Genomic DNA, 19214 nt, shown 5'->3' with positions numbered 1-19214 from the left:
GCTTAGAGCTTGCCCAGCATGTAATCAGCGCTGGAAACTTCAAAGCTCGGGCCTTCTTCAACGTTCAGCTGCTCGACCACACCGTCTTTCACGACCATGGAATAGCGGCGCGAACGCTTGCCCAAGCCGAAGCCGGAACCGTCCATTTCGAGGCCGATCGCATCAGCGAAAGCACCATTGCCGTCTGCGAGCATGACGACATCTTCGCCGACAGACTGGTCTTTGCCCCAGGCATCCATAACGAATACGTCGTTCACAGAGGTGCACGCGATTGTGTCGATGCCTTTAGCTTTCAGATCGCCGGCTTTCTCTTTAAAGCCCGGCAGGTGCTTAGCGGAACAGGTAGGCGTGAACGCGCCAGGAACCGCGAAAAGCGCAACGGTTTTGCCTGCAAAGAAGTCAGCAGACGCGACCGGCTCAGGGCCGCTGGCACCCATCGTCATGAAAGTTGTTTCAGGTAGTTTATCGCCGACAGAAATGCTCACGTTCGGGTCTCCTCAGGTCAGGTTTGTTTCATCTAGCCTTACCGAAATGCGATGGCTCGCGCCAGTGTGAACCGTGCCCTTGTCGCGATTGTGTGACCTGCCACTTGCCAGAATGCCCGCTTCGGGGGACCATAGAGTCGATTGTTCTGGAGTTATGATGGAATTGCAGGAAACTGAAGGACTGATAGGCAAACTGCTCATCGCGATGCCCGGCATTGATGATGAGCGCTTTGAGAAATCTGTCATCCTGCTCTGCGCCCATACTGAAGAACATGCCATGGGCATCGTCCTGAACAAGGAAATGGGCGATCTGCGCCTGCCAGACCTGCTCGACCAGCTGAATGTGCCCATTATAGGCCTGCTACCGGATGAACCGGTGCTTCACGGCGGACCAGTCGGTCAGGATCGCGGCTTCGTTATTCATTCGGAAGACTTTGAAAGCGCGGGCGCGACGGTCAACATCACTGATGGGCTACGCCTCACCGCGACCAAGGAAATACTGAATGCAATTGCGTCTGCCGATCCGCCGAATCGAAGCCGGTTGGCGCTTGGCTATTCAGGCTGGGGGCCGAATCAGCTTGAGGCCGAATTGAAGCAGAATGTCTGGCTCGTCGCAGATGCAGACGAAGACATTATTTTCGACACCGATTTCGATGAGAAGTGGGCACGAGCCATGAAAAAACTCGGCGTGTCTCCATCCCAGCTGCAGCCGGGCACAGCGGGCAGCGCCTAGGCTGGCTCGAACCCTTCGTTTTTCAGATAGCTGATCACATCGCTGCGCGTCATCGGGCGGGCATAGGCGTAGCCCTGCACGTAATCGCAGCCGATATTCTGCAGGAAAGCGACCTTTGACTTGTCCTCGACGCCCTCAGCCGTAATCGAAATGCCCAGCTCGCGTGCCAGCTTGCAGACACCATTCAGCACAGTATCGACGCGCGGTGAGCCCGCCATCTGGGTGAGCTGCGGGTCGAGCTTAATCGCGCTTGCCGGAATAGCTGCCAGCCAGGCCAGCGAAGAATGGCCGGAACCGAAATCATCCAGAATAAGCGTCACGCCGGATGCGCTGAGCGCTGCTGCTGCTGCAACGCCGTCATCGAAATCGCGCAGCGCCGCCTGCTCAGTCAGCTCAATACGCAACGCTTGTTTCGGAAAACGGCCCTGCCCCATCAGGTCCTCTACCGTCTGGATCACATCAGCCTGAAACAGGTCGCTGCCGGTCAGATTGACCTGCGCATGTACAGGATTTGCAGGGAATGCTGATGACCACTCGCACAGCGCATCGCCTGTCTGTCTCAGCATTTCGATGGCCAGATCAGACCCGGTGAACGGATGACCGGAGATGGAGAACTCACCGACCGGGCGCAGTTTATTGTCATCGTCGCGCCAACGGGCGAGCGCCTCAAAGCCGACCGGCTTCTCATCGGAAATACGAATGATCGGCTGGAATACGGCTTCGATGGCTGGCCGCGCACGCACATCATCTACAGCGTCCGCCAGGAATAGAAGACCGCGCGCCTCGCCGTCCTCGCCACGCGCGCCCACCATGCGGAACCGGCGCCCATCCGCCATCAGCAGGAGAAGCGAAATATGTCCCTGACGGGAGGTCAACGCGCCCTCAAGTGCACGTGTCGACAATCCTTTCAGCAGCGACTGAAACGCAGCAAGCTTCCAGTCACCTTCAATTTCGGGAATCACAGCCGCGCCATGCGCGCGGATACGCAGATGTCCTGACACCGGGTTCCAGTCCCACACGCTCACACGCGCGGCCTCCAGAGCTGCACTGCGATCAGGGGCTAGTTCGGACGGGTTATACTGCGCGTCACTCATACTTTGCTCCACGGCCATATTAGCGGTCAGAGATCATCTTCAGGACGGGTGATGCCAAACAGGCGATGATCCTGCCAGGCGCCATTAATGCGCAGATACTTTTCTGCATACCCTTCTTCGCGAAAACCGGCATTTAGCAAAACCCGGGCAGACGCTTCATTATCCGGAACACAGCCTGCCTCAATACGATGAAGGTTGAAATCATAAAAGGCAAACCGAACCATGCGTTCCACGGCGCGGGTCATACGCCCCTGCCCGCCCCAGCGCTCGCTCATCCAATATCCGAGCGTGCCCATCTGCGCGACACGGCGCCGGACATTGGAGAGGTTGATACCGCCAATCACTTCGCCTGAGTCCTGCTGGATGAGAAACATCACCGCGCCGCTCTGATAGCGGAACGCACGGCGCGCATCGCGCACCATCATACGATAGCGGTCCTCATCAAGGGCATCTTCGGCCCAGACAGGCTCATAGGGCTGCAAAAATGCTTGATTTTCTGCACGTGCGCGGCGCCAGTTCAGATAATCATGCCGCGACGCCAGACGCAGCATAAAGTCTGCACCCTCAACCTTGAGCTCGATGACATCGTCGCTGAACAGGCGCCCCAGCATGAAATGCCGCGCTTAGCGCGCCCCGCCTACACGCTCGCGGATATATTCGCGAACCTTACCGAGGTCGGCTTCGAGACGGTCAAACTCTTCATCACGTGCGAGGAATGATTCGCTCCGCTCTGGCAGAGGCGGTGTCTTGCCCGTGACTTCGGAAACCGTCTCAGGGAATTTCGCAGCGTGCGCCGTTGAGAGGATCACATCAACGCAGTCGGTTGGCACTTCCCGCGCAGACGCCGAACCGACCGCCGTGTGCGGACATTGCAGCGTACCTGTCTCGTCATAGAGGCGGTTCATCTCACGCGCCGTGACATCATCATCAATGCTGACTGCCTTCACGCCAACGCATTTCAGCGCGCCCTTGGACTGGTCGTCCAGCTCAGCCTCACCGGACTGGGTAAAGCTGTCATAGAAGTTCTTCAGTTTGGACGGGTCACGGCCCATGACTTCGAACAACAGGCGCTCCGCATTTGACGGAAGCGCAATATCCATTGCCGGGCTGTGCGTCGCAATCGCAGAGCGTTTGGACAGGCTGCCTGTTTCCATCAGGTCGACCATGGTGCGGTTAGCGTTCACAGCTGAAACCAGCTCAAGACCGTTCAGCATACCGCAGCGCGCCGCCACATAGGCCGCCAGAGCGTCACCGAAGTTGCCGGTAGGCACAACGAAACGCAGCTTGCGATCCGCGCCCAGCGCGCCCTGAGCCGCCGCAAAATAGACAGACTGGGCTGCAATACGGGTCCAGTTGATAGAGTTCACGCCAGACAGGCTGACTTCATCACGGAAGCCTGCGTCACCGAATAGCGATTTCACAATGGCCTGACAGCCGTCAAAGTCGCCATCGAGTGCAAGGTTGTGCACGTTCGATGCGCCGGTCGACGTCATGAAACGACGCTGGATCGGAGAGATACGGCCATAAGGATGAAGAATGAAAACGTCGACAGACTTGAGGCCCGCAAAGGCTGCTGCGGCAGCGCCGCCCGTGTCGCCGGATGTCGCGCACAGAACCGTCAGGCGCTCACCGCGCTCTGCCAGAAGGTGATCATAGATCTGCGCGATGATCTGCATGGCCACGTCTTTGAATGCCAGCGTCGGACCGTGGTGTAGCTCGAGCAGCCAGCGGTCCGGTCCGACCTGATTGAGCGGCGTAACCGACTGGTGCGCAAAGCTTGCATAAGCCTTCTCAACGAGGCCCGCCATGACTTCCGGCGCGATGGAACCGGCAGAGAATGCAGAGAGAATACGCGTTGCGAGATCGAAATAGCTCTCGCCCGGTTTAGCCGGTGCAAGCTTTGGATATTCGACCGGCGTGTAGAGACCACCATCCGGTGCCAGACCGGAGAGACAGGCATCTGCAAAACTTACGGGGCCGCTTCCACCACGGGTCGAGACGTATTCCATCACTCGCTTCCTTCTTTCGCGAAGCCTGTTTATGCCGATCTAGCTGAAACGCAACCGGCCACGCGCCATATGCAGCGCGATATAGACGCCAATCATACCAAGCGCGAGACCAAACCATGTCAGCGCATAGCCGAGGTGACGCGCCGGCGGCAGATTATCCAGATTGGCAATGCTCACATACGGGTTGGGAATGCGTCGATTGACGATCTCGTCACTGGCCAGCGCAAACTGGGTAATCGTCTCAGGTTCGAAGAAACGGGCGTCTTTTGCTCCGCTTAGCCCGAGATGCTGTGCGAGCGTTACCGCCTCACCGGCGTACCACATGTCGCGCTCAGGAATGTCTTCGGGCGTCAGCATGGTACGACGACCGTCTGGCACTTCTCGATAGCGACCAGTGATGTCTACCTGCGCTGCGCGCGTCGCGAGCCGTTCGAAAGGCTCGGTGCCGCTGATCAGGCCGAGATCTACGAACAAAGGTGCGTCAGAGCAGACCTCATCACCCGCTTCATCGGTGAGACAGCCCGTCATCGCCTGGAACACGCGCCATACGGCACTGCCATCATATGTGGAGTAGATAAATTGAGGGGGCGCGTCCAAAGGCGTCACAGACAGCGCAAAGGTTTCAGTCAGGCCGATACCCTGTTCGGCGTTCTGCTTTTCGCCATAGCGCTGCCATTGCCAGCTGCCGAGATAGACCAGCACCGCAAGCGCAGGGATCAACAGAAGGCTCATAATAGGCATTGGACGAAAGGTCATACGTAAAACTCGCTAATCGGGAGGCTACCGCCGCATGTGAAAAAGGCCTGTCATGTGACAGGCCTTTTCATAATCGAAGTCTTCAGGCTGGCCTAGTGGCCGAGAACCAGCTTCGGCGTCACGTATACGAACGCGAAGAGGAAGAGCCAGACCACGTCGACGAAGTGCCAGTACCAGGCAGCAGCTTCGAAGCCAATGTGCTTCTTCGCAGACATACCGCCGCCAAGGATGCGGAGCAGGCAGACGAACAGAAAGATCGTACCGATGATCACGTGTGCGCCGTGGAAGCCTGTCGCCATGAAGAAGGATGCACCGTAGAGCGAACCGCTGAAAGAGAAGCCCGCAGTAGAGTACTCGTACGCCTGTAGAAGGCTGAAGATGAAGCCGAGCAGAACAGTGATGACTAGGCCGTTGCGTGTACCTTCACGGTCGCCATGCTGGATCGCGTGGTGCGCCCAAGTCACAGTCGTACCAGACAGGAGCAGGATCAGCGTATTGATCAGCGGAAGGTGGAACGGGTCGAATGTTTCAACACCTGGAGGCGGCCAGTTCGCCCATGCAGAAAGGTTCTCGTAAAGCGGGTTCGCAGAGTCCCATGTGCCGCCAGCGCGCGCGCCGTGGAAAATCGCCAGTTCGAAGAAAGACCAGAACCACGCGACGAAGAACATAACCTCAGACGCGATGAACAGGATCATGCCATAACGCAGGCCGATCTGAACAACCGGTGTGTGATCGCCAGCGCGGCTTTCCTTGATAACGTCGCCCCACCAGCCAAACATGACCCATGCGATGATCAGGAAACCAAGCAGCATGATCCAGAGTTTGCCTTCGGTGAAGAAGGTGTTTCCAAGATAGCCAAAGAGGCTGATCTCATCGCCGGTAACTTCAGTCGCCAGACCCTTCATGAAGGTCACGGCGCCGATTGCGAGAACAAAAAGGCCAATAGAGGCCAAAAGCGGCCATGGTGATGGATTGACCAGGTGATAATCGTGTTTGACTTCGGCGTGCGCCATGGAATTCCCCTGCAGCTGTTCGCACGTTCGCGTTTTGAATTACGTGTTAGTGTTCTGAAACCAAATCGCCAAGAGATGCAAGCGATTCATTGCCATCATCTGCCCGATAAAAGGTGTAAGACAGCGTAATTGTTCTCACATCGTCCAGCTGAGGCTCTTCATCGATAAGAGGATTGATGAAAAAGATCACTGGAAGCGTAATCGTTTCGCCCGGCTGATAGACCTGCTCGTCATAGCAGAAGCATTCGAGCTTGGTGAAATACGGACCAGCCTTGTGCGGCGTCACGTTATAGCTCGCCATCGCACGGACAGGCACGTCAGATGTGTTGGTCAATTCGAACTGGATCAGCTCGGTCGCGCCGACATTCAGCGTCGTCATGCGGTCAACCGGCCGGAACTCGAACGGCACGTCAGCAACGTTCGCATCAAGACGCACAGTGATCTGGCGATCCAGAATATCGTCAGGGCGCTCTGTGGCATCCTGCGTCGTGCCGCCAAAACCTGTCACTTTACAGAAAGTGTCGTAGAGCGGCTTGGACGCAAATGCGAGGCCGAGCATGGCGACGGCAACGCCTGCAATAGATGCTCCGAGCAAATTCTTATTCACTGGTTGTTTCCTCCGCTGGTTCCATTCCGGGCGGAGGTCCCTCGCCTGCTTCAACAGGCGCATCATCAAGCTGCCAGCCTGCTGTTTCTTCCTGCCAGTCCTGAGGACGAGCAATGCCGCCCTGCAGCTTCACAACGGAAATTCCGAAAATAAGCACCATGAAGGCAACAAGAATGATTGCGAGCGCCATATTGCGCTTTTTGCGCGCATTGGCCTCAGCTTGGGTTAGCGGGCGTTGGTATTGATTAAATTCGTTCAAGGTCAGACTCCGGCCCAGATCGCAAGATTTGGTGAGGAGAAATATAGACCGAATCCGTGCTCAACAATGAGTGCGCCAAATAGTAGCGCCAGATAGAGGATAGAAAACGCAAACATGCCGAGAGCGAGCTTACGATCTTTCGCTTCCATTTCGGGATCACCGGCTTTCGAAGCAAACACTTTCAGAGCAAAGCCAAGGAAGACGACACCACCAACGGCTGCGATCGCCGTGTAGATGTATCCACCCGTACCGAATGCTGTTGGGAGCAGCGTGACTGGCAGAAGCAGAATTGTATAAATCAGGATCTGAAGACGTGTGTTGGACGCGCCCTTAACAACAGGCAGCATAGGCACACCGGCCTTCTCATAATCCTTATTGGCAACGAGAGAGAGCGCCCAAAAGTGCGGCGGCGTCCACATAAAGGTGATCAGAAACAGCGCCCAGGCTTCCACTGGCATCGTGCCTGTTACAGCAGCCCAGCCGATGACCGGAGGAAATGCACCCGCAGCACCACCAATCACGATGTTCTGGTGCGTCGAACGCTTCAGCCACATCGTGTAGACTACGCCGTAAAAGAAAATCGAGAATGCGAGCAGCGCGCCGGCCTGCCAGTTCGTCGCCAGCGTCATGATGATCACAGACATGATCGACATGAAGATACCAAGCGACAGCGCATCGCTGGCCTGAACACGGCCTGCAGGAAGCGGACGTGTGCTCGTGCGGGTCATCACCGCATCAATGTCGGCGTCATACCACATATTGATCGCACCAGCTGCGCCGGAGCCCAGCGCAACAGCGAGAAGCGCAGCTGCGCCCGTCAGCCAGTGAATGCCCGATGGCGCAGCCACCAGACCAGCCGCAGCCGTGAAGACCACGAGCATCATAATGCGCGGCTTCATAAGCTCTAAATAATCGCGGACGGACGCCGCTGATGTGGTCGCGTTCATAGTCTGGTCTGTCATGTGTCGGTTCTGATCAGCTTATCTGGTTCTACGCACCAGCGCGAGTACAGCTAGTGCGGCGAGTATGACAATCGAGCCGATGATGCAATACATCCCAAAGCCCGAGATGCGGTTCCATACTTCGAATTGCCCCTGATAGTCCATATCGAACAGGCTGGAAGCTGACATATGTGACAATCCTGTCGGCGCGAACATCAAAACCAGACCCGCCATATAAGCCAGCCATTGCAGAAACGACAGGAAGGCGTTCGGTTTACGCCCGAGTGCTGCAAGCCCCCAATAGACTATGGCAATGCCGAGCCATCCGGCCGTCATAAGCGCAGGGAACTGATATTGGGCCAGCGCAAAACCTGTCTCACCAATCTGGGTATCAACAGAGGCAGCCCTCGCACCCAGCAGAACCAGCCCGCTCAGCGCCAACATCGAGATGACCAGTCCCTCAAGGGCCAGACGAGACCCGAGATTTGGAGACAGCGCCGCGCGAAACTTTGAAAATCCAAAGATAAAAAGGCAGGCGACGGCAATCGATCCGAAGATGATGAAGTTCGGATCAACCGAGAACGGCATGTCCGCGACACGAATCGGTCCTTCAGCGGATACGCTAACGCCCTCTTCGAAATTCTGCTGCGATGTCTTGAAAAAGGACACAAGGCCCGCGGCCGCAACAATGACGACCAGCCACAGGACAGACAGCGCGAGGAACTGTTTTGCGAAAATGAAACGGAACGTCGCGATCAGCACGGCCATGGTAATCAGGCCAATAATGATGAGCGGCGGATAGAACTCAGGTTGGCTGAACATCCAGGTGATATGTTGCACCCAGTCGCCATTCTCCGGATTGAACAAGTCCATTCGGGACACCTTTTCGAAGATTACGCGCGAAAACACGTTCCTAGGCACATTCTATGCCAGTTCGCCATCTTATCCGATCGGAACTTTACCGCAAAAAAAATCGGGCCCGCCTGGGCCCGATTTCTGATTTCGTTTTTCCAGAGAACTTACTTCACTTTTGGAAGCTCGTTGAACTGGTGGAATGGCGGTGGAGACGGAAGTGTCCATTCCAGTGTTGTCGCATACTCGCCCCATGGGTTCGCATCCGCTTTGCGACGGCGGACCACACTTTCGATGACCACGGCAAAGAAGACGAACAGAGACGCAAGGATGAACAGGTAACCGAATGAAGACACCTGGTTCCAGAGAACGAAGCCGTCTGCATAGTCGATGTAACGACGTGGCATGCCCTGCAGACCAAGGAAGTGCTGCGGGAAGAATACAACGTTCGCACCGATGAACATCAGCCAGAACTGAATACCAGCCAGGAAGCCGTTATATTTGATACCGAACATCTTCTCGTACCAGTAGAACCAGCCCGCGAAGAGCGCGAATACAGCACCGAGCGACAGAACGTAGTGGAAGTGAGCTACCACATAGTATGTGTCGTGCAGAGCGTGGTCGACGCCAGCGTTAGCCAGAACAACACCTGTCACACCACCAACGGTGAAGAGGAAGATGAAGCCGATAGCCCAGAGCATTGGCACTTTGAACTCGATAGAGCCGCCCCACATTGTCGCGATCCATGAGAAGATCTTGATGCCTGTAGGAACCGCAATGATCATCGTTGCCGCAACGAAGTAGGCCTTCAGGTCTACGTTCATACCGACTGTGTACATGTGGTGAGCCCACACGACGAAGCCGATGAAGCCGATGGATGCCATAGCGTACGCCATGCCCAGATAGCCGAAGACCGGCTTTTTGGAGAAGGTCGATACGATGTGAGACACGATACCGAAGGCTGGCAGGATCATGATGTAAACTTCAGGGTGACCGAAGAACCAGAACAGGTGCTGGAACATGATCGGGTCGCCACCACCAGCAGGATCGAAGAAGGTCGTGCCGAAGTTACGGTCTGTCAGAAGCATTGTGAGCGCGCCAGCGAGAACCGGCAGAGACAGAACCAGCAGGAACGCCGTGATGAGCATAGCCCATACGAAGAGCGGCATTTTGTGGATCGTCATGCCTGGTGCGCGCATGTTCAGGATGGTCACGATGAAGTTGATCGCACCCAGAATAGAGCTGATACCCGCAATGTGGAGTGACAGAATGAGAAGGTCCATTGACGGGCCCGGGTGACCGGTTGTCGAAGACAATGGCGGATAAAGAACCCAGCCACCGCCGAAACCGTTACCGGACGGACCACCTGGAACCAGCATAGAGACAACAGCCAGAAGGAAGGCTGCTGGCAGAAGCCAGAACGAGATGTTGTTCATTCGTGGGAACGCCATGTCAGGCGCACCAATCATGATTGGAACGAACCAGTTACCGAAACCGCCGATAAGAGCAGGCATTACCATGAAGAAGATCATGATCAGGCCGTGATAAGTGATAACCGTGTTGTAGAAGTGCTTAGCAGCTTCGATCTTCTCGGCTTGTGTCGCACCTTCAACGCCCCAAAGAACGAAGTGTGTGAGTGGGCCGATTTGAGGAGCGGCGAGCTCCATACGGATCAGACCGGACAGGAATGTACCGACCAGACCGAAGATGATAGCCGCGATGAGGTAGAGCGTACCAATATCCTTGTGGTTCGTAGAGAAGAACCAGCGTTGGATGAAGCCGATTTTGTGATCGTCTTCGTGGTGAAGCTCATCTGCAGGCGTAATAGCGTCCATAGGCATATCTATTTGCTCCTAACCTATTACTGAACCGAAGCGAGCTGAACAGGAGACTCGTTGGTGATCTCTGCCAGATACTGGCGAGCGTCCTCAACGCTGTTACCTGTTACACGCTCAAGCCACGCTTCGTATTGCGCTTGAGTGACGACGCGGATTTCGATCGGCATGAATGCGTGATCTTTACCGCAAAGCTCTGAACACTGACCGTAATATGTGCCGGTCTCGTTTGCGAGGAACCAGAGTTCGTTCAGACGGCCAGGAACCGCGTCTGTTTTGATACCGAAAGCTGGAACTGCAAATGAGTGGATCACGTCGGAAGCTGCTGTCTGCACACGAACAACCGTCTCAACCGGAACAACCATTGGCAGGTCGACCGCGAGGTTACGTGGTGCATCAGCAGTACCTTCAGGTTCGCCAGGAAGGCCGCGGTGGATCGGGTTGGACACGAACTCGACCGGGTAATCGTCAACGATCACGTCAGTGTAAGTGTATGTCCAGTTCCACTGGTTACCTTGCGCCTTCACGTTCACGACCTCTGCCTCATCAACGTCAGGGAAGACGTCGCCGAGGTAGAGAAGGCGGAAGCTGAAGAATGCGATGAACAGCAGGATGATCACCGGAACAAGTGTCCAGACAATCTCAATCATCGTGTTGTGACTGAATTTGCTTGGAACCTTATTGGCCTTCGCGTTGTATTTAACAGCAACGATGATCAAAAGAGCGAGTACGAAGATCGTCACAGGAATAATGATCCACAACAGAATGTTATGGAAACTTGTGATCTCTTCCATGAGTGGTGAGGCGGCAGGCTGGAAGCCCAGCGCGCCATCTACAGGTACACCGTCCGCCATAGCGGGCAGTGACAACAAACTAAGCAAAGCAACGGCGATCCAGCGCACGCTCTTCTCCCCTGGCTACAAATCGAAAGTGACTTTCAGGGTAGGCCTTAAAGCCTGACAGGCGTTTGCCAAGCCCCAAAATGTCACACTTGTTCCAAAAATTGGACTTTTCCGGTATCATTTCCACATTGATTTGAACACTAGTTAAATAACGAAACTAGGTCATGAGGAGGAATGAACAATGCGAATTTTGCTGACTACCCTCGCTTTTTCTGCCCTGAGCTTCAGTGCAAACGCTCAGGTCGTTGTCTACGGATCAGGCCTCGGGCGGCAATGCTATGAAGCCGCCGAAACGAGTCGAATGACAGCGCGTGCCGCCATCGGCGTGTGCACAAATGCCCTGACAGAAGGCACAATGACCCGCCAGGACCGCGTTTCCACGCTGGTAAATCGCGGTATTCTCTATATGCGCGAGGGCGAGTTCGAGACAGCGATGTCTGATTATAATCAGGCGCTGGAAATGGACCCTGACAATGCCGAGGCCTTTCTGAATATGGGCGCGGCTTATATTTATGAGCAGGATTATGCGCCCGCCATTGAAGTGCTGGACCGCGCGATCGAACTGGACGCCAACCATCTCTGGGCAGCGTATTACAATCGCGGGATCGCTCACGAACAGTCTGGCGACCTCACCTCCGGCTATTGGGATTTTGTACGCTCGCAGGAGCTAAATCCGGACTCTCCGCTACCTGCGCGTCAGATTGAGCGCTTCACAGTAGAAGAGCGCCCTGTCGAACCGGACGCCTGATTCGGCGCGGTTTGACCGCTTACAGAATACAGTCAGAGCGCCGATTCTTATGGATCGGCGCTTTGCACATCTGCGAAACACTCCTAAGTCTCTATAAGAACGACCGTACATAAGTAGAAAGCCTTCCATGTCCCTTCCTTTCGATCTCGATACAGCTCGCAAAACACTCGCCGACGCCGTGAGCGGCGCAGATGATGGCGAAATCTATGTAGAGCAGACCCGTAGCGAGAGCTTTGTGTTCGATGATGGCCGTCTGAAATCAGCCGCATTCGACACAGGACAAGGCATGGGCCTGCGCGTTGTCGCCGGTGAAGCTACAGGCTTCTCCCATGGCAGCGAACTCAGCGACGATGCGATCAGACGCGCCGGTGAGACCGCTGCTGCGGCCAAACGCGGCTATTCCGGTGAGCTTGCCGAAGGCCCTCGCCCGATCAACCGCCGCCTTTACGATCCGATCGACCCGACAGAATCTCCGGACTTCGGCGTGAAGACATCCCTGCTCGCTGAGATTGATGCCTATGCCCGCGCCAAAGACCCGCGCGTGGTGCAGGTGTCTGCAAGCATTGCCGGTTCTCACAAGCATGTGACGATTGTCCGCCCTGATGGCGCGGTCTTTGAAGATATCCGCCCGCTCGTGCGCGTGAATGTCTCCGTCACAATGGAAAAAGACGGCCGCCGCGAGAGCGGCTCCGCAGGCGCTGGTGGACGCGCCGCCTATGAAGAATGGATTGCGCCGGACCGCTGGAAGGGCCTCGTCGAGCGCGCAATGAAGAAAGCCGAGACGAACCTTGAGAGCATCCCGACACCTGCCGGTGAAATGGAAGTGGTGCTTGGGCCGGGCTGGCCTGCCGTTCTGCTGCACGAAGCGGTCGGTCATGGCCTTGAAGGTGACTTCAACCGCAAGGGCTCGTCCGTTTATTCCGGCAAAATCGGTGAGCAGGTCGCCGCTAAAGGTGTGACTGTTGTCGATGATGGCACGATTGAGCGTCGCCGTGGTTCGCTCAGCGTTGACGATGAAGGCACAGAGACACAGCGCACGGTTCTCATCGAGGACGGTATCCTCAAAGGCTACATGCAGGACCGCCAGAATGCCCGTCTTATGGGTGTTGCGCCAACAGGCAATGGCCGCCGCGAGTCTTACGCCTCCCTGCCAATGCCACGCATGACGAATACTTACATGCTGGGCGGCAAGGATGATCCGGAAGACATGATCAAATCCGTGAAACGCGGCATCTGGGCTGTCGACTTTGGCGGCGGTCAGGTGGACATCACCTCCGGCAACTTCGTCTTCCAGTGTACCGAAGCTTACATGATTGAAGACGGCAAAGTCGGCGCGCCGGTGAAAAACGCGACCCTTATCGGTCACGGCCCGACGGCACTCAACCGCGTGTCCATGATCGGCAATGACTTCGCAATGGATGACGGCGTTGGCACATGCGGCAAAGGCGGCCAGACCGTACCTGTTGGCGTTGGCCAGCCAAGCCTGAAAATTGATGCCATTACAGTTGGCGGCGCGGGATAAGCACCTGCGCTGCAATGCGTAATCGACAAATCTGCCGTAACGGCCTAGGCAAACCCCATCAACAATTGATGGGGTTTATTCATGGCGGGTTTCAATCTGATGGACATGCTGGCGCGCACAAATGATGGCGCAGGCATTGCACAAGTCGCTCAACAATTCGGTCTGGACGAAAGTCAGGCGCAGGCAGCGGTCAGCGCCTTGCTTCCGGCATTGTCATCCGGCCTTCGCCGTAACGTCTCCCAACCAGGCGGCCTGGAAGCTCTGATGGGCGCACTGCAGAACGGTAACCACGGTGAACTTCTGGATAACCCGGAGCGCCTCACCTCAGAAGAGACCGTGCAGGATGGCAACGCCATTCTCGGTCACATTCTCGGCTCCCGCGATGTCAGCCGTGCGGCCGCGTCACGCGCTTCGGAACAGACCGGCATTTCAAGCGATCTCCTGAAGCAGATCCTTCCGGTTGTCGCGAGCATGGCGATGGGCGCACTTTCCAAGCAAACCGAAGATCAGAGCATTGCGGGCATGCTGACAAGCGCGCTTTCCGGCGCTGCACCGCAGGCAGGCACACGCTCTGGCGGCGGCGGACTTCTGGGCGGATTGATGGGCGCACTCGGCGGCGCCAACGAACAAGCCGGTGCATCACAGAACCCGCTTGGCAGTCTTGGTAACCTTCTGGATGCCGATGGCGACGGCAATAGCATGGACGACATTTTCGACATGCTGAACCGCCGATAGACTGGCTGACATAGACAGCAAAAAGGCGGGCCTTTCGGTCCGCCTTTTTCATATCAGGATGTAGTCTCGCCGCTATCGGGGAACTCGCACTCGACAAGCTCCTCATCAGGGATGTCGCGCATATCGTCCCCTTGCGCGAAGCGGAACGGATAGAAGATCGCGTCACGCGCACCCGGCGTCAGCGTGCCTTCGACATCAATCACCTGAAATTCCGCGCCTTGCAGCGCATTCCGGCTCGGCAAACAAAAGATTGGCGCTGAACAGATCACACCGTCCACGATAAGCGTCTCGCCATAATCCAGAAGCCGGAACTTGGTGAGGCACCGCCCCTCCATTCCGCTGAGCGCGGCAACAGCCGGATATATCGGATGAGGGTGCGTTACGACATGCACTTCATTGGAGACTTCATTGTCCTGCGCACTTGCAGGAGCCAGCGCCAGAAGCGCCAAAGTCAGGAAGATAGAGATACGTCGAGCTGTGTTCGTCATAGTCCGCTCTATACACCTAACCAGATGCAGATACAAAAAGAGCCTGCAGTGCGCAGGCTCTTTTCGGTGTTTTTGTTTTCAGACGCCTAGTCGACCAGTTTGTCGGCCTTGCCCTGATAGTCAGACGGGTCAGCGCCCTCTTTGGAGACATCTGCGTGATGGTCCATGTGCATGAGGCGTTTGATGAGCGGCGAAAGCAACAGCATGACCACCGCAACGCCCATCGCGACATAAGCTACGTTCGAATAAACTTCCGCATAGCCGGCTTTAGCTGCAGCAACGTCTGTCAGCTGACCACCAATGGTTTCTGCACCTGTCGCGCGGGCAATAACACCTGCGAGATAGTTAGACAGACCGGAATACAGGAACCACGCCCCCATAGACATGCCGACCACGCGCGCTGGCGCGAGCTTCGTCACACTGGACAGGCCTACGGGAGAGACCATGAGCTCGCCCATAGTGTGGATCCAGTAGATCAGGAAGATGAAGTAAACCGCCGTGAGGCCTGTCGCGCCTGATGAACCAATACCGGCAACCAGAGACAGGAAGCCAAGGCCAGCGAGGAACACGCCGAACGCAAACTTCACTGGAGTGGATGGCTCACGGTTTTTCTTCGCGAGCGTGACCCAGAGCCACGCCAGAATTGGCGCGAAGATCACGATATAACCGGCATTCAGGAACTGGAACACAGGCGCAGGAACCGGCCAGCCAAAGATGGTCCGGTCAACCAGACGGTCAGTGAAGAGGTTCAGAGAAGAACCAGCCTGCTCGAACAGAGCCCAGAACGGGATTTGCGCCAGAATGAAGTAAAGCGCTGCAAACATGCGGTCACGCTCGACACCCTGAAGGTTCACAACCGTATAAACGATCAGACCAGCAAGAACAGCAAGACCAAGACCACCGACAAACCAGTCCGGAATGATTTCGGAATTCATCACGATCAGCATGGATACGGCGATGATACCGATACCGGCGAGGTAACAAGCCAGCTCGACATTGATTGGGCCGAGGACTTTCTCTTTCAGCTTCTCAACGCTTGGCGGATCCGCTTTGCCCTCAAGCCAGGACTGTCCCCAGAGGAAGACGACAAGACCAAGTCCCATACCAATACCAGCGAGGCCAAAACCCCATGCCCAGCCATAAACAATACCGAGAATACCGCAGGTGATGGACGAGAGGAACGAGCCGAGGTTGATGCCCATATAGAACAGGGTGAAACCTGAATCGCGACGCTTGTCTTCGATGCCGTAAAGCGCGCCCACAATCGTTGAAATGTTCGCTTTCAGATACCCAACGCCCGCAATGATAAGTGCGAGAGAAAAGTACAGAATGTAGACATACATCTCTTCACGCTCGACACGTGTCGTGTAGGCATCGCGGGAGATTTCTGCAGGCAACCCAACAGCAGCCGGGTCTGCAATGATCATCGTGGTGGCACCTTCGTTGAAGGAAATCAGCGACTCACCAGTGTCTGAGATGATGATCTGGTTGGCATCACCGCCACGACCATCCAGCGTAAGCTGATACTCAGCGCCTTCATAGGTCATGATCTCTTTGGAGCCCGAGCCCTCAAACGCCATACCGAAATGGCCGAGCACGAGCAGGATCGCGCCGAAGGTCACAGCCTTTCTCTGACCGAGATAACGGTCCGCCAGCGTACCGCCAACAATCGTCATAATGTAAACGAGCGCCGTATAGGCGCCGTACATTACAGATGACTTCTCATCAGAGAACAGGAAGTGCTGGGTGAGGTACAGAATGAGCAGGCCGCGCATGCCGTAATAGGAAAAGCGCTCCCACATCTCGGTGAAGAAAAGAATTACCAGTCCACGCGGGTGGCCGAGAATGGTTTTCTCGCCTGACGCCGCCTGGTCAGCACTGATATTTGTCATGTTACCCCGCTCTGCAGGTTTATGCCTGCATCAATCAATATTCTGGGGACGTATCTTCACGAGGCGTATTCAAACCTCAAGAGGCAATGTGCAGGAAAACATGACCAATCTGTAATCATTCTCACGGAGCTGTGAGCAAACTGACACCGGTGTAACTGTAAACCATTAGCAAAAACATGTTTATATCCCGGCATTGTTAGGGGCTGATTTGCCTCAGGTTTTTGCTATTTTGTATTGGAGTTATCTATGGCGGTGGGTCGAATCTCGGTGAGCGTATTGGCCGGACTGCTGATGATTTCGACGCCTGCAATTGCCGACAGCCTGCCGAATGATAATGGCATCACATCTTTCGATCCTGACCATTTTACCCAGTACAATCCCATCTCCGCGCTCGATATGGTGGCACAGCTGCCGGGTTTCTCTATCGACAATGGTGACAATGTTCGCGGATTCGGAGGCGCGGCAGGCAATGTCCTGATCAATGGCGAGCGCCCGTCTGCCAAATCAGGCCTTGAGAGCTTTCTGCGCCGCATCCCGGTAGACAATGTTGCCCGCATCGATCTCGTACGCGGCACGTCCGCTGAACTCGACATGCGCGGACAGTCGCGCGTCGTGAACGTCGTCCTGCGCGAAGACCTGACCACGAACCAGCTGAATTACACGGTCTCTGCACGTCTTCACGATCCGGATCAGACATCTCTTTACGCGAATGCCGACTGGTCGACCCAGTTTGCGGGCGGAAACCTGACACTGTCGCTGGCACGTCACGGCTGGGCGGGCACAAACGCACGCCGCGAGTTCCGCTACACCTTCCCTGACACGCTCTTTGCTTATCGCGACGAAGTCCATGTCACCAGTAACCGCGAATGGACACCCGGGTTCGAGTACTCCCGCGATTTCGGTGACAGCGTTACCTTCCGTGCGAATGGCCGCGCCTGGGATGGCAGCTGGCGCCTCGACCAGACACTGGCCGAATATCGCCCGACACCGGACAGCCCGCTCTTTGCTGAAGAAACCGGCCGTGTACGCGACGAATGGGTCGGATATGACTTCGGCGGCGACATTGATGTCGACATTACCGAAGCCATTTCCAGCAAGATCATCTGGTATCAGCGCCGCGAGACATTCAATTCGCAGTCACGGTTTGAAGACATTCTGGCAGCATCCGGTTTTGACGGCGCATTTGAAGCCGACATTGAAGACTCCTTCGGCGAAAGCATTATCCGCAGCCAGACAGGCTGGCGTCTGAACGATGCACATTCCATCGAGTTTGGCGGCGAGATCGCTTATAACTTCCGTGATGCCGACCGCAGCTATAGCTATTTCGACGCGTCCGGCGGCGTACCGAACAATATTCCTGTCACGACGACCAAGGTTGAAGAATGGCGCGGCGAAGTCTTCCTCTCTGATGTCTGGGTCGTAACAGACCGGCTCACCCTCGAACCGGCTATCGTGGTCGAATATTCCGAGATCGGACAGACTGGCGATGCCGAAGCGACACGTACATTCACCTTCCCGAAGCCTGCCCTCGCAGCGACCTACACGCTTGAGAATGATCGCCAATGGCGTCTCTCGGTTGAGCGCCTGATTGCGCAGCTCAACTTCGAAGATTTCGTCTCCAACGTCTCCGCATTTGAGGACAATGTCCGTTCGGGCAATCCGGAGCTTGAGCCGGACCAGACCTGGCGCTTCGAGGTCTCTTACGAGCAGCCAATCATGTCGACAGGCAATCTCGCCCTAACGGCACGCTATGACGCCGTAGAAGATGTGATGGGCTTCATCCCGATCACCTCATCTTCCGGCGCAATCTTCGATGGCCCGGGCAATATGGGCGATGGCACACGCGTGCGCCTGTCTGCTGAAGCGGCTATCCCGACCGATAGCGCTGGCATTCAGAACGGGCGCCTTGATATCGGCATCACCTATCGTGACTCCGAAGTCGAAGATCCGGTCACCGGCGAGACGCGCGTCTTTGCCTATGAGCAGCCGCTCAACTGGAATGTAGAGTTCCGTCAGGACTTCCCTGAACAGCAATGGTCCTACGGATTTGACTATAATCAGGGCACGAGCAACGACTTCTACTTCATCGACGAGTGGGGCACATATGAGCGCGGCACGGGTGACTTTGACGTTTATGTCGAAACCAGCCGCTTCCTCGGCGTGAATCTACGCTTTGGCGCAGATAACATTTTCGGGCCGGACGGCCGCCGCACACGTAACATCTATGATGGACCGCGCTCGAGCGGCATCCAGACCGAGCGCTATGTGCGCAATGACGATAACGGCCCTGTCTATTACATCCAGCTCAAGGGCACGGTGTAACGGCATCCCCCACGCCGCTAG

At 56.0% G+C, this 19214-nt stretch carries 19 protein-coding genes; 5 read left to right on the top strand and 14 right to left on the bottom strand.

What is annotated here, in order from left to right:
- Window positions 1-2: 2 nt before the first annotated feature.
- The gene (locus tag P1U45_RS10340; RefSeq protein WP_293608475.1) at window positions 3-485 is read right to left on the bottom strand and encodes a peroxiredoxin; all 483 of its coding nucleotides are present in this window, start codon (window positions 483-485) and stop codon (window positions 3-5) included.
- 154 nt (window positions 486-639) lie between these two features.
- On the opposite strand from P1U45_RS10340, the gene P1U45_RS10335 reads away from it, so the two are divergent.
- On the top strand, window positions 640-1218 hold the full coding sequence (locus P1U45_RS10335; RefSeq protein ID WP_301058985.1) for a YqgE/AlgH family protein: 579 nt from the start codon (window positions 640-642) through the stop codon (window positions 1216-1218).
- Here P1U45_RS10335 and P1U45_RS10330 read toward each other — a convergent pair.
- The 11 genes from P1U45_RS10330 to coxB form a co-directional block, all read right to left on the bottom strand.
- Window positions 1215-2312, bottom strand: coding sequence for an EAL domain-containing protein (locus tag P1U45_RS10330; protein WP_301058984.1), 1098 nt, complete (start codon window positions 2310-2312; stop codon window positions 1215-1217). The two genes, P1U45_RS10335 and P1U45_RS10330, sit on opposite strands and share 4 nt — an antisense overlap.
- Window positions 2313-2338: 26 nt before the next feature.
- Window positions 2339-2923, bottom strand: a complete 585-nt coding sequence (locus P1U45_RS10325) for a GNAT family protein (RefSeq protein ID WP_301058983.1) — start codon at window positions 2921-2923, stop codon at window positions 2339-2341.
- Window positions 2924-2935: 12 nt separating this feature from the next.
- Complete coding sequence (thrC, locus tag P1U45_RS10320; RefSeq protein ID WP_301058982.1) at window positions 2936-4321, bottom strand: threonine synthase; 1386 nt, start codon at window positions 4319-4321, stop codon at window positions 2936-2938.
- Between the two features lie 39 nt (window positions 4322-4360).
- Complete coding sequence (locus P1U45_RS10315; protein ID WP_301058981.1) at window positions 4361-5077, bottom strand: SURF1 family cytochrome oxidase biogenesis protein; 717 nt, start codon at window positions 5075-5077, stop codon at window positions 4361-4363.
- 92 nt (window positions 5078-5169) lie between these two features.
- Entirely contained in the window at window positions 5170-6090 is a 921-nt protein-coding gene (locus tag P1U45_RS10310) for a cytochrome c oxidase subunit 3 (protein ID WP_293608469.1), read from the bottom strand.
- A 46-nt stretch (window positions 6091-6136) separates the two neighbouring features.
- Window positions 6137-6697, bottom strand: a complete 561-nt coding sequence (locus P1U45_RS10305; RefSeq protein WP_293608468.1) for a cytochrome c oxidase assembly protein — start codon at window positions 6695-6697, stop codon at window positions 6137-6139.
- Entirely contained in the window at window positions 6690-6956 is a 267-nt protein-coding gene (locus P1U45_RS10300) for a hypothetical protein (RefSeq protein ID WP_293608467.1), read from the bottom strand. The genes P1U45_RS10305 and P1U45_RS10300 overlap by 8 nt, the downstream gene beginning before the upstream one ends.
- Window positions 6957-6958: 2 nt before the next feature.
- The gene (locus P1U45_RS10295) at window positions 6959-7918 is read right to left on the bottom strand and encodes a heme o synthase (RefSeq protein WP_301058979.1); all 960 of its coding nucleotides are present in this window, start codon (window positions 7916-7918) and stop codon (window positions 6959-6961) included.
- Between the two features lie 18 nt (window positions 7919-7936).
- Window positions 7937-8770: a hypothetical protein gene (locus P1U45_RS10290; RefSeq protein WP_301058978.1), complete on the bottom strand. Its 834-nt coding sequence runs from the start codon at window positions 8768-8770 to the stop codon at window positions 7937-7939.
- 146 nt (window positions 8771-8916) lie between these two features.
- A complete protein-coding gene (ctaD, locus tag P1U45_RS10285) occupies window positions 8917-10584 on the bottom strand; it encodes a cytochrome c oxidase subunit I (protein WP_366144994.1) in 1668 nt (555 codons plus the stop codon).
- Window positions 10585-10610: 26 nt separating this feature from the next.
- The gene (gene coxB / locus P1U45_RS10280; protein WP_293608463.1) at window positions 10611-11486 is read right to left on the bottom strand and encodes a cytochrome c oxidase subunit II; all 876 of its coding nucleotides are present in this window, start codon (window positions 11484-11486) and stop codon (window positions 10611-10613) included.
- Window positions 11487-11667: 181 nt separating this feature from the next.
- On the opposite strand from coxB, the gene P1U45_RS10275 reads away from it, so the two are divergent.
- The 3 genes from P1U45_RS10275 to P1U45_RS10265 all read left to right on the top strand — a co-directional run bounded on the left by P1U45_RS10275 (window position 11668) and on the right by P1U45_RS10265 (window position 14491).
- Complete coding sequence (locus P1U45_RS10275) at window positions 11668-12234, top strand: tetratricopeptide repeat protein (RefSeq protein ID WP_301058976.1); 567 nt, start codon at window positions 11668-11670, stop codon at window positions 12232-12234.
- A 127-nt stretch (window positions 12235-12361) separates the two neighbouring features.
- The gene (tldD, locus tag P1U45_RS10270; RefSeq protein WP_301058975.1) at window positions 12362-13756 is read left to right on the top strand and encodes a metalloprotease TldD; all 1395 of its coding nucleotides are present in this window, start codon (window positions 12362-12364) and stop codon (window positions 13754-13756) included.
- An 81-nt stretch (window positions 13757-13837) separates the two neighbouring features.
- The gene (locus P1U45_RS10265) at window positions 13838-14491 is read left to right on the top strand and encodes a DUF937 domain-containing protein (RefSeq protein WP_293608460.1); all 654 of its coding nucleotides are present in this window, start codon (window positions 13838-13840) and stop codon (window positions 14489-14491) included.
- A 53-nt stretch (window positions 14492-14544) separates the two neighbouring features.
- On the opposite strand, the gene P1U45_RS10260 is transcribed toward P1U45_RS10265, so the two are convergent.
- Both P1U45_RS10260 and P1U45_RS10255 read right to left on the bottom strand, forming a co-directional pair.
- The gene (locus P1U45_RS10260; protein WP_301058974.1) at window positions 14545-14979 is read right to left on the bottom strand and encodes a hypothetical protein; all 435 of its coding nucleotides are present in this window, start codon (window positions 14977-14979) and stop codon (window positions 14545-14547) included.
- A gap of 86 nt (window positions 14980-15065) precedes the next feature.
- Window positions 15066-16871, bottom strand: coding sequence for a peptide MFS transporter (locus P1U45_RS10255; protein WP_301058973.1), 1806 nt, complete (start codon window positions 16869-16871; stop codon window positions 15066-15068).
- Between the two features lie 246 nt (window positions 16872-17117).
- Between P1U45_RS10255 and P1U45_RS10250 the strand changes: the two genes are divergently transcribed.
- Window positions 17118-19193: an outer membrane beta-barrel protein gene (locus P1U45_RS10250; RefSeq protein ID WP_301058972.1), complete on the top strand. Its 2076-nt coding sequence runs from the start codon at window positions 17118-17120 to the stop codon at window positions 19191-19193.
- Window positions 19194-19214 lie beyond the last annotated feature (21 nt).

This window comes from Ponticaulis sp. (genome assembly GCF_029210165.1).
Taxonomy (GTDB): domain Bacteria; phylum Pseudomonadota; class Alphaproteobacteria; order Caulobacterales; family Hyphomonadaceae; genus Ponticaulis.
The sequence above is the reverse complement of the archived record's forward strand: the minus strand, read 5'-3'. Positions and strand labels throughout refer to the sequence as shown.